10 protein-coding genes and 1 pseudogene are annotated in these 12,253 nt (G+C 63.1%); 6 read left to right on the top strand and 5 right to left on the bottom strand.

The annotated features are described in order from the left end of the window. The first annotated feature begins 52 nt into the window (after nt 1-52). Nucleotides 53-268, top strand: coding sequence for a hypothetical protein (locus HPY44_22205; GenBank protein NSW58734.1), 216 nt, complete (start codon nt 53-55; stop codon nt 266-268). Between the two features lie 85 nt (nt 269-353). On the opposite strand, the gene HPY44_22200 is transcribed toward HPY44_22205, so the two are convergent. Both HPY44_22200 and HPY44_22195 read right to left on the bottom strand, forming a co-directional pair. Next, nucleotides 354-1,106: a methyltransferase domain-containing protein gene (locus tag HPY44_22200; GenBank protein ID NSW58733.1), complete on the bottom strand. Its 753-nt coding sequence runs from the start codon at nt 1,104-1,106 to the stop codon at nt 354-356. Nucleotides 1,107-1,442: 336 nt separating this feature from the next. Further along, nucleotides 1,443-2,714, bottom strand: coding sequence for a DegT/DnrJ/EryC1/StrS family aminotransferase (locus HPY44_22195; protein NSW58732.1), 1,272 nt, complete (start codon nt 2,712-2,714; stop codon nt 1,443-1,445). A gap of 226 nt (nt 2,715-2,940) precedes the next feature. Here HPY44_22195 and HPY44_22190 point away from each other — a divergent pair, with 226 nt between their 5' ends. The 4 genes from HPY44_22190 to HPY44_22175 all read left to right on the top strand — a co-directional run bounded on the left by HPY44_22190 (nt 2,941) and on the right by HPY44_22175 (nt 8,032). Continuing rightward, on the top strand, nt 2,941-4,206 hold the full coding sequence (locus HPY44_22190; GenBank protein NSW58731.1) for a peptidyl-prolyl cis-trans isomerase: 1,266 nt from the start codon (nt 2,941-2,943) through the stop codon (nt 4,204-4,206). Nucleotides 4,207-4,260: 54 nt separating this feature from the next. Then, on the top strand, nt 4,261-4,938 hold the full coding sequence (locus HPY44_22185; GenBank protein NSW58730.1) for a hypothetical protein: 678 nt from the start codon (nt 4,261-4,263) through the stop codon (nt 4,936-4,938). Nucleotides 4,939-5,105: 167 nt separating this feature from the next. Beyond that, nucleotides 5,106-6,539: a glycosyltransferase gene (locus tag HPY44_22180; GenBank protein NSW58729.1), complete on the top strand. Its 1,434-nt coding sequence runs from the start codon at nt 5,106-5,108 to the stop codon at nt 6,537-6,539. Then, complete coding sequence (locus HPY44_22175) at nt 6,536-8,032, top strand: hypothetical protein (GenBank protein ID NSW58728.1); 1,497 nt, start codon at nt 6,536-6,538, stop codon at nt 8,030-8,032. Before HPY44_22180 ends, HPY44_22175 begins: the two co-directional genes overlap by 4 nt. Before the next feature lie 15 nt (nt 8,033-8,047). On the opposite strand, the gene HPY44_22170 is transcribed toward HPY44_22175, so the two are convergent. Then, on the bottom strand, nt 8,048-9,205 hold the full coding sequence (locus HPY44_22170; protein NSW58727.1) for an exo-alpha-sialidase: 1,158 nt from the start codon (nt 9,203-9,205) through the stop codon (nt 8,048-8,050). Between the two features lie 147 nt (nt 9,206-9,352). On the opposite strand from HPY44_22170, the gene HPY44_22165 reads away from it, so the two are divergent. Then, the gene (locus HPY44_22165; protein NSW58726.1) at nt 9,353-10,234 is read left to right on the top strand and encodes an amidohydrolase family protein; all 882 of its coding nucleotides are present in this window, start codon (nt 9,353-9,355) and stop codon (nt 10,232-10,234) included. On the opposite strand, the gene HPY44_22160 is transcribed toward HPY44_22165, so the two are convergent. Continuing rightward, entirely contained in the window at nt 10,231-10,971 is a 741-nt protein-coding gene (locus tag HPY44_22160; protein NSW58725.1) for a hypothetical protein, read from the bottom strand. The two genes, HPY44_22165 and HPY44_22160, sit on opposite strands and share 4 nt — an antisense overlap. A 58-nt stretch (nt 10,972-11,029) precedes the next feature. Next, nucleotides 11,030-12,067, bottom strand: a pseudogene (locus tag HPY44_22155) (Nif3-like dinuclear metal center hexameric protein). Nucleotides 12,068-12,253 lie beyond the last annotated feature (186 nt).

Raw genomic sequence — 12,253 nt, 5'->3', positions numbered from 1 at the left:
GACCTTGCTCACCTTCGACGCCATTCGAGCTTCGCGCTGGTGTGCCACGCCGATGGGAACCGGAGGCAGCCGCGGTGATGACTGCTACGGCCGCCCCGCCGGGATCATCGAAGTCGCTGGTGGCTCACTCACCGTCGGGCAGGACTTCGGCCTCCACAACGACGGTGCCAACATGTCCTTCTGCGACGGCCACGTGAAATGGCAGAAGAGCGGATCGTGGGAATCGTACGCGAAGCATTACACCACTTACTGGCAGAAGACGCGGTAGACACTTTCCCCTGGCACCGGGGTGCCGACCGTCGCCTCCCCGCGCGATAGGCTCCCCGGTGCCGTGTATCGGTCTGCGCGGCTCGTCAGCCATTCGGCTTGCGCGCCGCAACCACGAGTATCCGCGACAGAAGCAGATCCGCGGAGAACATCTCCCGTGCGATCCCCCGGTTGATCTCGCGCTGTTCCGGGTCCGGTTCTTCGGTGAACAGAGCTTTGGCGGTCATCATCCTCGCCCACGGCCAGAGTGCGTAGAACCACGCCCCTGCACTCCTCCGCACTGAACCGGTGACCCACACCACATCAAAGCCCGCCTGCCTCAAGGCAAACCGCAGCAGGGGATACGTGAGCAACGTGATGTGGCCTTCACCGGGAGACGGATGGACCTCATTCACCGGCCTTTCAGCGACACTGAAGAACCCCGTGAGCAGAAAACGCAGCCGCGAACTGGCGCCGGCAACATTAGGTGTGCTGATTACCAGCCATCCACCTGGCTTGAGCACCCGGTACAGCTCTCGCAGAGCGTGATGCACGTTCTCGAGATGCTCCAATCCCTCCACGCAAACGGCGGCATCAAAGGCCGCATCGTCGAAGGGCAGCGTGGAGTTGAGATCGGCGCGGACGCAGGGGATGTGTGAGGGGACGAAATCCTGGGGGGCGATGTCTGCAGCCTGCACGGTATACCCCGCGTCGGCGAGACGGCGGCTCATTGCTCCGGGCCCGGCGGGAAGATCCAGCACGGCGCCACTACTGATAAGGTCGCCCAGGATCTGGGCGACCTTATCGTGATTGCGCAAGTGGCTCTTGACCGGGATGCCCCTGTAGGTTGGCTGAGGCATTGTTACGGGCAAACCTCGTCCCTACCCTGAGTAAATGCCCGGCGAATTCCGTGGGCCGGGCACTGGTTTGTTACAGGGGAGGTGCATCAGCAACCGCAATCTGCCGCCAGGCGACGCAGGTGACGAAGCACGCCGTCCAGCCTAACGGGGCCGTCCGCATGTAGCCAGGCGAGGGAGCCCCTGAAACCCCGCCCATCACGGCTGCTTAGAACCCTTGAAAGGGCAGCAGAGAGACGGATAACGCATGGACTACAGGGACCGACCTCGAAAGCGACTCGAGTTCGGGTGCCAGTCCCGCAATGTGCACGCCACGGCTGTCCGTTGCCGTGCCACTCCCTACTTCATATACGCCCGGCCGACCTTCTTGATTGCCTCCGCCACCAGCTCCATGTGCTCAACTTCATACGTCGGGTGTACGCAGGTGAAGAACGTGCGCTCCTCAACCCAGGCTGCGTTTTCACAGTGTACGTTTCGGTACTCAACGGCCTCCGGCCGGGTGTTCGGGTCGCGGAACGGGTACTTCAGGTGGGTCGGACCGTTGTGCTGCTGGTATGCTTTCTCCTTGTAGCACTGGGGCCACAACACTGGACCCGCCGGTACGCCCTCAGCGGCAACCGCCTTGAAGAACGTGCGTCCGTCAACGCTCAGCTTGTCGGTGTCCAGGATAATCGGGTACAGCCAGTATGCGTTTTGACGCTCTTCGGTGTCGATGGGCAGGCGCCAGATGTACGGCTCGTCCTTGAGCGCCTCATCTAGAATCTTTGCGTTCCGCCGGCGATTGGCCAGATTCCAGTTGTCCATGATCTTCAGGCATTCCAGGCCGATTGCCGACTGCATCTCGGTCATGCGGTAATTGAAGCCCCACATGTTGTGGATGTACGGCAGCTTCTCCTCGAGTTCCAGAAGGCGGAGGCGCTCGGACACATCGTAGCCGTGGTCGCGGAAGGAGCGGCAGATCCACGCCACGTCCTCGTTGTCCGTTACCGTGCAGCCGCCTTCGCCGCCAGTCGTGAAGTGCTTGGACTGGCAGAAGCTGAATGCGTTGCAGTGTCCAATGGAGCCCGCTTTCTTGCCTTTGTACACGCCTCCATGGGCCTGCGCGCAGTCTTCCACCACGAACAATCCGTGCTTCTTCGCGATCTCCATGATCGGGTCCATATCGCACATGCAGCCATACAGGTGCACGGCGATGATGGCCTTCGTGCGGGAAGAGATGCACGCCTCGATGGCTTCGGGGCTGATGGTATGGGTCTCCTTGTCCACATCCGCGAAGACCGGCACGGCGCCGGCCTGCAGGATGCAGAAGCTGGACGCGATGAAGGTGTAGGAAGGAGTGATGACCTCATCGCCCGGGCCGACTCCCAGGCCCGCAAGAGCCGTATGCAGCGCGCTGGTGCCGTTGCTGGTGGAGATTCCGAACTTGCAGCCAACCCATTCGGCGAACTTGCGCTCAAACTCCATGCCGATGGTTCCGGTCCAGTAATTGACCTTGCCGCTGCGGAGTGGGCCCATGGCTGCTTGGATCATGTCCTCAGTGAAATAGGGCCACGGTGGGAAGGCCTCGGTGGTTACGGGGGTTCCGCCGTCGATGGCGAGTTTCTCAGACATTGTTGGTCTCCTTGTTGACGGGATAGGGCACGGCGCTGTAAGTGGTAGACAATTCGACGTACATCGCCGGACACCTCCTGCCTTCCTTGACTTGCCGTCAGACCGCCCCGTATAATCGGCTTCGTATCGAGCCCTCCGCGGGCCTCATGCGCGGCTCCACGACGACGTCCGAGGTGCGCCGGAAGAGCGTGCCCGGCCTGATTTTCGTCCCTGGGAGGGATTTGCCGTGAGCGTCCGACGCATCCTCGCTCTCAGCCTTGCCGTTCTCGTTGCCCCTGTCGCCCTCTCTCAGCCCGCACCCGCGCCTTCCGGAACGCCGATCCTCGCCAGAATCAACGACTTCAATGTCACCCCGGCCTATCTGGACTACGTGATCCGCAATCACTTCGCGCGGGCCATCATGGATTCGGTGGTGCGCAGCCGCGTCATCGCCGACGAGGCCGCGAAGCAAGGGATCAAGCTCTCTCACGATCAGGTGACAGAACGCCTCGAAGCCGAGCAAGCGAAATTCCCCGGCGAGGACGCGTTCCTTGCCCACATACAGCAACAAGGCTTCACCCTCAAAGGGTACCGCGAGCACCTGCAGACGCAGATGCTGTTGGAGGCCCTCGTGGCCAATGCGTCCGGTATAACCGATGACGCCATCGAGGACTACTACGACGAACACAAGGCCGAGTACGGGACCGAGACCCAGCTTCATTTGATGCATATCGTGACCGACAGCGCAGACGATGCTGTGGTTGCCTACCGGGCGATCCTCGACGGCACGCCATTCGCAGTTGCGGCGCGCCGCTTTGCTGCTGCAGATGCCCCGGCGAAAGATGGCGACCTCGGCTGGGTGTCCGCGAAAACCATACCGATCCCGGACCTGTGGCAATTTGCGGAAGCCCTGGAGGAGGGCCAGATGACCGAGCCCTTCGAACTGAACGGGCGTTTCCACATCGTGAAGGTCGAGGCCCGTCGGATGGGAGCCGCAGTTGAGCTTGCCGCGGTCAAGGACCAAATTCGAGCAGCACTGCAAGCGGGCAGGACAGCCGTGGATCCGGAAGCATATGTTGCCGGCCTCATTTCAAAAGCCAGAATCGACATCGCCTGGTCCCCGGTAGCCTACCTGGACAAGGAATATGCGGAACTGGGCAGCGTGCGCGTATTCCTGGACGGTCGCAAACTCAGTCTGATCGCCCCGGCCTTCCTGACCCCGGAAGGCGTGCCGATGGTACCCGCCAAGAGCGTCTTGCAGGCGATAGGCGCCACGCTGACCTGGCGGCCGGTGCCCAAGATACTCGAGGTCAAACTGGGCGAGACCGCGCTGAGCATCTCAGTGGGTGAGAAGACCTTCACCGCGAATGAGGAGTTCAAACCGTTGGATGCCCCGGCCGTCATCCAGGACGGGACGACATTCATCCCCGCGTCAAGCGTGCTCGGTGCGCTCGGGTATGCGGTTGAATGGAACCCGACAACGAAGGCGTTGTCTGTTACGAAGGCGCAGTGATTGCCGGCGCCGCGGATTGCAGCACAGACTGAACTCACGAGGTGGGAGCGAGTGTTGACCGGGAGGACAATGGCGCTTTGCGTGGCAGGGGTGTTCGCCGTGCTTTTCGCTTCCCTGCCGGCGTTAGCGGCGGGATCAGATGATCCGGACGGCCCCTCTTACAGGACTATGATGGCCGTCCGCGAGAAGGCGCTTCGTCTCGCCAATAAGGCAGACACGCCTGACGACCTGCGGCTGCAAAAGGGCCGCATCGCATGGCTCACCGGGCAGGCACGGGACTGGAACTTCGGAGCCGTTCAGGCGCTGCAGAGGTGGGTCGCCAACGGCAACGTAGCGTGGATCGAGGCCCACCTCGCCGGGGCGATTGGCCCGTACGCTTCGATCGGTGGCAGTGTGGAATCAGCCATTGTGGCCGAGGGCGCGCAGGACCATCCTCTTTTGGAAGGGGTCCGTGTCATCGAATCGGGCGACACATTCGCTTACATGCGCGGCCTGCCCACGGGCGCTCAGGCGCTGATGACCCAGTACAACCGCGGCGACCACGTGGTTCTGGCTGTCTGGCCCATCGATGAGGGCGTCATTATCATCTGCCCGTCGGTGCGATCACGCGCATCCATGCCTCGAGACGCGGCATTCGACGGCTGGCTCGACACGAGCCGGGCGGATGGCCTGCGGCTGATCTATAATATCTGTGCGTTCTCGCTGAAGGCCCTCGGCAAGCCGATAAACTGATCGAAAGCCATGAACCGCGCCTGACCAACGGCCGGCGGGCCCAATGTCCGAAACGGTGGGTTCGAATGGCCACGCGCCCTGTCGTGGGTCGGGTAGCCCGTTCATTCAGTGGGTCGTGGCGGGGTCGCCCTTATCGCTGCGCGTCTGCTCATGCTGGGGGATAACCCTTGCCACAGTCTCAAGCCGGACACATCGACCCGCTACGCGTGCTCCACGAGCGTCCCGAGGAATGCGCGAATATCACCTTCACCGGCGCCCAGAGAGCCGCGCTGGCGGTGGTGTTCGTCGCCGTGGCAGTCGGCCTGATCTTCGCGTTCCTCCCCACCCTCATTGCCGTCAATGGGTTCTTCGTCGCCTTCTACGTCCTGCAGTCCGGGTACAAGTTCTACCTGGTATGGCGTTCTCTGGGCCGGCACGCGGCGATCATGGTCAGCCCCCAGGAGATGGCCTCTGTTCGGGACGAAGACCTGCCATCTTACACGATCCTCATTCCTCTCTTCCGCGAAGCTACAGTGCTGCCTAAGCTGGTCAAGGGCCTGTGCGAACTTGACTATCCGGCTGCGAAGCTGGAGATCCAGCTGCTCCTGGAAGAAGACGACCGGGAGACGGTGGAGGCGGCGCAGGCCATGGAGCTGCCGCCCCAGTTCCGGCTTGTAATCGTTCCCGAGAGTTACCCGCGCACCAAGCCCAAGGCCTGCAACTACGGCCTCGCGCTGTGCAATACCGATCTCCTTGTCATCTACGATGCCGAGGACGTGCCGGAGCGCGACCAGTTGCGCAAGGCCGCCTGTGCGTTCCGTAATCTGCCGCCGAGCGTGGTCTGTCTGCAGGCGAAACTCAACTACTTCAACCCGCGTCAGAACCTGCAGACCCGGTGGTTCACGGCCGAATACTCGGTTTGGTTCGACCTGTTCCTGCCCGGCCTGACGGCTTCACAAGCACCCATCCCGCTGGGCGGCACTTCCAACCACTTCCGGGTGGCGGCCTTGCAAGAACTGGGGGGTTGGGATCCCTTCAACGTGACCGAAGACTGTGACCTCGGAGTACGTCTGTTCAAACACGGGTACGTTACACAGATGATCGATAGCACCACGTGGGAGGAGGCGAACGCTAACTTCTTCAGTTGGCTGCGGCAGCGCTCGCGCTGGGTCAAGGGGTATATCCAGACCTACCTTGTCCACATGCGACGGCCACTGCGGTTGGTGCGGCAACTGGGCCTACCCGGCTGGTTCAGTTTCCAGATGACCGTGGGCGGGTCCATCGTATCGTTCCTGGTCAACCCCATCTACTGGCTGTTGACCGTGGCCTGGCTCATCACCCAGTCGCCGACGATCAACGCGATCTTCCCTACAGCGATCTACGTCCCAGGTGTCTTCTGCCTGTTGTTGGGGAATTTCGTGTTCGTGTATCTGAACGTGGCGGGTTGTATGAACCGGGGGTACCACGACCTGGTGAAGCACACGCTATTGACGCCCCTCTACTGGCTGATGATGAGTTGGGCCGCATACAAGGCTGCCGCGCAATTGATCGTCAAGCCGCATTACTGGGAAAAAACAGAGCATGGGCTGACCAGTGAGGCCCCGCCCGGAGGCCTGCAGTGAAGGCGCCCGGGGAACGCACGCAATGCAGCGCGGCCCAGTCCGCGGTGGTGTTTGTGCTGGCCGCAGGGGCGTGCCTCCTTGCGGGCATTGCTGCGTGGCGAGCCGGCAGAGCGGACCTGGACGCACTTGCGGCTCTGTCTCACGCCTTCGATGTGGTGCACCGCGAAGCTCGGTTCAACCTGGGGCTGGTCGGTTTTGGCGCTCCCCCGCTCCCGACCCTCCTGTACCTACCCCTGTGCGTCTCGCGCAGTCTGGCAACGAGCGGCCTTGCCTGCCCGGTCCTCGGGGCGGTCATGCTGGGCCTCACCGCCTGTCTGCTCAATGGCGCACTGGCTGGATTTGGCCTGCGAGGCGCTTTCCGCTGGCCGCTGATTGCGATACTGGTGCTGCACCCGTTGACACTGAGCCTGGGGGCACTGGGCAGCCCCGGGATCATCTTCGCGGCATCGCTCACGGGCGCGGCATTCGCCCTCATGCGCTGGTCGCAGGACGAAGGTTTCCGCGACCTCGTCACCTGTTCCCTGCTACTCACAGCTGCGGCGCTTACGCACTATGCCGCGCTGTGGCTCGTGATCACGGCCGCGTTATATGTGGCGTGGCGGACCCGAAGAGACCGCCAGGGCTGGGCGCGCACAGAGGGGACGCTGATCGCCTTCCTGCTGCCCATTGTGTACTGCTACGCCGTCTGGATTGGCGCAAACTGGGCAATTATGGGTGACCCTCTCAACTTCGTGCGCGCGATGACGCCGCCTGAATCCGCCAGCGCGTGTCCCGTGTGGTGGCCGCTGGCTGCGGTTCTGGCCGCATTCCCGCCGATTCTCGGGCTGATCTGGCATGAGTTGCGCGGGGTGGCTCGACGCAATCCTCCGGGGAGAGCGGGCGCGTGGCTGGTGATCGGGGGCATGCTGGGCGGGCTGTGGTCTTGTCTGGCAGGGGAGGGTTCCGTAAGCCGGACACCCTGGCAGGCTTTGCCGGTGCTGGCCGTAACGTCCGCGGCAGTGGGGCTTTCCCTGCTCGGGGTGATCGCCGCGCAATACACCGCCGGAGCCGGCTCCGCGCGGAAGTCACTCTGGCTGAGTGTTCTGCTGGCACTCCTGGGGATCCCGGCGTGCTCTTGGCTCAACGCGAGTGGCCACGGGATTCCTGTCTCCCCTACTTACGAGGGAAAACCGGCCCTTTCCGTCGATGTGTCCGGCCACCGCGCCGCGGGGGATGCGTTGCGCCACAACGTGCAGCCCGAACGGAAAGCATACGTCATCGGCGGAGACGGCTATGCGGTCTCTCTGTTCGCGGGCGTGCCGAAGCAGACAGTGCTCATGGATGCTTCGGAACTGCCCCGCGTTCCTATTCAGGAGGGAGATGTGGTGCTGCAGCCGTCCAGGAACTCCTTGGCGCCCCTGGAGCTTGCGGCGGCAGCGAAGGCCCTCGTCCCGCGAGAGGTCACGCCGCCAGACACAGGCACCTGGCGCGCCTTCACACTGGCGCGGCGCTGAGGCCGGCACACCCCCCTACACTGTTTCATTTGGCCGCTCCCAGTGAATCCGCGCCACCCACACCGTGTTATCGCTGCCGTACTTCTCGCATCCCACCGGTTGCATCCATTCTGCTGCTACTACCCAGGTTTCATAGGGAGTGATATTCGCGACGCCGAAGTTCCCCAGCCGGGCACCGCGTTCGGGCACGATCGCCCGTTCGGTCTCGCGAATCACGCACAGGTGCTCCGGGTCCACCTGCGCCATGAAAAGCGGCGCGCGGTGCCGGAAAACGTGGTCATTGTCGGCCCCCCTGCGGGTGTACACCAGGAATAACCCGTCACTGTGGGTAACCCAGTGTTGCTGGGTATTGTAGTTGCCCAGCTCCTCGCCATCGTCGAACCTCCACGGTATTGGCGGTCCGAAATTCAGCCCGTCCGGGCCGTCGCTCACATAGCCCCGGATATCGTTCCGTAGCGTTAGGAAGTAGCGATCCTGGAAACGCGTCAGTGATGGTTCGCCCAGGCCTCGCGGTTCGGGGACGCTCAACTCGGTGCCATGCTCGACGTACTTCAGGGAAGTCCCGTCGAATGCACAGCGCATCACGGTACTGACAGAGCATGAGGGGTCATGTGCCTTCGGGTCGCGGAAGTAGATGGGAACCAGGAGCGCTCCATCCTCCAAGTCGACGCGCTGGACGCTCCCGGCCCCGGCGCAGAAAAACCGCTCCGGGTCGGGCATCTCCACTGTCTCCCAAGAGCTCCACATGCGCCGGGTATCGTCGTAGACCGAGTAAGCTGTCTCGCGCCTGCGCGGATCGGGAGCGAGATGATCGCCGAGATACCGGGCGACGTGCCCGATGCCCAGGAGCTTTCCAGTCGCCGCATGCCACGACGGCGTGAAGTCGCAGATGACGCTTTCAATTTCGTCAGGCTCCTGCCGTCGGCCCAGGCCGGGGTAACTCTTCGGCCCGTGCCAGGTGCCCCCCATGTCATCAGTGCGGAAATCGTGCAGACCGCAGAAGACATCCGAACCGGTGAGCAGGAGCTTCTGAAGGGTCACGACCACGGCCGGCATGCCGTTATCACCACCACCGGGAATCACCCCCGGCCGGGCATGGACCCAGCAGGTCTTGCCGTCGAAGCCGCTGGTGATCGCGTTCAGCTCAACCGTGTAGTCCAGATGTCCGTTCATCTCGCGCTCCTCCGGGCTTTCGGCGGCGTGCCGTACTGACCTGATTCCCCGCGAGGACGCTCTTCTCCTCCGCAGGCAGGTTATTGCGGACCAGAGGCGAACATCCAGGGCCTGATGCGTCGCAACCCGCCTGTCCGGAGGCAGACGATGTTCATCGACATCCACGTCCATGCGCGCCTGTTTGACTACCCGGAGCGCAATGTCCCCGGAGGCGGTCGGTATGCCACGCCGGAGGAAATCATCGGGAAGCTTGGCCCTCGCGGGGTACGCAAGGCCGTGGTCTTCGCGCGGGTAAACCCGGACGTGGGCTGGTTCGTGCAGCCGGTGGAGGAAATCCTGGAGATGGCGCGGCAGTACCCGGACTTCATCATCCCGTTCATGAACGTGGATCCACGGATGGTGATGAACGCTCCAGAAGCCGACCTGGGCTACCTCATGGATCACTACCTGGAGCGAGGCTGCAGAGGCATCGGCGAGGTCTGCTGTAATCTGACCTGGGACGACCCGCGGGTGGAGAACCTCCTTGCGCACGCCGGGGAGCGGGGGCTTCCACTCACATTCCACATTGCCCCGAAGCTCTACGGCTACTACGGTCTTGCAGACGAGATGGGCTTGCCGGGCCTCGAGGGAGCGTTGCGCAAGTTCCCGGGAGTGAAGTTCCTCGGGCACTCACAGCCGTTCTGGGCAGAAATCAGCGGCGACCTGACCGCGGAGGCCCGGAACACTTACCCCAGAGGCCCGGTGGCCGAAGGCGGCGCGGTGGTGCGACTCATGCGGGAGTACCCGAACTTGCTGGGGGACCTGTCAGCCGGCAGCGGCTTCAACGCCATCAGCCGCGACCCCGACTTCGGTTTCGCGTTCATGGAGGAGTTCCAGGACCGCCTCTTCTTCGGCACCGATTTCGCGGATGTGCGCAATGAGACGCCGATCATCGACTATCTGAACAATGCGGTCGCGACGGGCAGCATCTCTCGCGAGGTGTACGAGAAGATCGGCTGGCGCAATGCCGAGAAGCTACTGGGGGTCTAGTTGTCCTCCCCCGGCACGAAGGGGCTCTCCCCTTCGGGCAGGTAGAGGATTCGGCGGCAGTTTTCGCACTTCACCCCCTGCTCGCGAGCTCGCAAACGCGGGGCGTAGGTGCTGGGGACGCTCAGGTGGCACTGGCTGCAGGAACCTTCCTTCACGGCCGAGACCGCCACGCCCCCCAGCTTCTCGCGCAACTGCTCATACTGCTTGAGCATGCTCTCGCTCACCTGGGTGGCAAGTACTTCGCGCCGCGTTTCGAGTTCCTCGATTTCGGCCTTTAGGCGTTCGGACTGCCCGGAGCTGCGCTCGCGCAACTCGTTCAGTTGCTTGAGCAGACCACGGGCCGCCTCCCGCTGGGCGTCAACGGCTTTCTGCGCTTCCTCGCCCTGGTCCAGAAGCACCAGCAGCTCCTCTTCCAGGCGCTCTTTGGTGCGCTCCAGTTCCGCGATCTTCTGCTGCAAGGCGCGCAATTGCTTGGGGTCGGTAACCGTGCCACCGTAAGCCTGCTTTGTGCGCGCAGCCCGCTCTTCCTCCGTGCCCCTGAGCTGCAGGTCCTTGTCCCTGTAGGTGGCCTCAATCTCCTGTCGCTTCTTGTCGAGCAACGCCAGCCGCTTCTTTGCCTGGCGCAGGCGATTCTCGGTCTCCGTGCCGTCGTCGAGACTCGCCAGTGTTTGCCTGCGCAGCGCGAGACCACTGTCCACCTGCTGCAGTTCGAAGAGAATGTCCAGTTCCTGGGCCATGTGAGGCCTCCTGTGTATTGGGCTGCTTCAGACGGGTGGACGCCGGGCACCGCTAGCGTCACAGGTCTGGCCGGCGCGCTGTGAAAGGGTCGGTGCGGGACTGGCTGATGCCGACCGCAAAGTCCTTCCCGAGCCTCTCCCGCAGGCCTCGCGCAAGCAGATTGAGCACCGGGCGCTCTGTGTCATAGTGCCCCGCCAGCACTAGACCCAGTCCGAGCTCCTCCGCCCGCAGGGCGTCGTGGTAGCCGCATTCACCGGTGACCAGCGCATCCGCGCTGGACGCGGCAAGCTCCACGAGGCTTCCTCCGGAACCCGGGATAAGTGCCACGGTCTGAATGGTCTTGTCCATCCGCCCGGCCAGGACGAGAGAAGCTGCGGGCATCTTCCGCGAGACATACTCCGCCAGAGCCGCGAGAGACATCGGCGGCACCCGCACCAGCATGCCGGTGCCCCCAGGGCCGCCGGCCCCCTCAGGGCGCAGGACGGTGAGGTGGACCCCAAACTTCGCCGCACGGGCTACAATGCCCTGGAACTGGGCTTCCGGGACTTCCAGTTCCACCCGAATCCGCGGGATTCCTTCATCTTGCCCAAGCACGCGCCACGCAGTGGAAGGAACTTGTGACAGATCGCTCTGAGCCAGGAGCGCATCGACCACGTCAGGCTCTCCTGTCAACATGACCAGCCGGACGGCGGCCGATATCGGACGTGCCGTGGGTGCGAGGGTCGGACCCGGTGACAGCCCGAGCTGAGCCGCCAGGGCAGCGGGAGTGCCCCAATCCGGGGCGTTGTCCACGCTGGTATGAGCCGCATAGACCGACACGCCAACTCGTATTGCCGCCATGATCGCCTGGCCACAGGGCACGTCAGGGCGTATCGTCGACAGTGGACGGAACAAGGGCGGATGGTGAACGATCAGCAACCCGAAGCCGTTCTTGCGGGTCTCGGCCACGGTCTCGGCGGTCATGTCCAGGGCGAGAAGGCAGCCGCTGGTCTCGGAATCTGGATCGCCTACCTGCAAGCCGCAGTTGTCCCATTCTTCCGCGAGTTCGGGCGGGGCGAGGGTTTCGAGGGCGCAGACGACATCACGGACGAGCATAAGATTGCCTCGCTGGTTGGCACTCTCGCATTGAGAGTGCTAATTCATGGAGATGGATGTGTAAGCGCAACGTGATAATGTCCGGTTGGTGCAAAGTAGAAATGTCCGGTGGTAGTGTCGTCGTCGTCGCGCGGCGAACTATCCGGGATGGAACTACTCATGAGCGTAAAAGAGCGTGACTGTCTG

The sequence above is a fragment of the Armatimonadota bacterium genome, assembly GCA_013314775.1.
Lineage (GTDB): Bacteria > Armatimonadota > Zipacnadia > Zipacnadales > JABUFB01 > JABUFB01.
Note: the sequence above shows the minus strand (reverse complement) of the source record. Positions and strands in the feature narration are given on the sequence as shown.

Excerpts from the sequence above, each read along its gene's own strand:
- HPY44_22205 (NSW58734.1), top strand. The coding sequence starts at position 53 with ATGGGAACCGGAGGCAGCCGCGGTGATGACTGCTACGGCCGCCCCGCC.
- HPY44_22200 (NSW58733.1), bottom strand. The coding sequence starts at position 1,106 with ATGCCTCAGCCAACCTACAGGGGCATCCCGGTCAAGAGCCACTTGCGC.
- HPY44_22195 (NSW58732.1), bottom strand. The coding sequence starts at position 2,714 with ATGTCTGAGAAACTCGCCATCGACGGCGGAACCCCCGTAACCACCGAG.
- HPY44_22170 (NSW58727.1), bottom strand. The coding sequence starts at position 9,205 with ATGAACGGACATCTGGACTACACGGTTGAGCTGAACGCGATCACCAGC.
- HPY44_22165 (NSW58726.1), top strand. The coding sequence starts at position 9,353 with ATGTTCATCGACATCCACGTCCATGCGCGCCTGTTTGACTACCCGGAG.
- HPY44_22160 (NSW58725.1), bottom strand. The coding sequence starts at position 10,971 with ATGGCCCAGGAACTGGACATTCTCTTCGAACTGCAGCAGGTGGACAGT.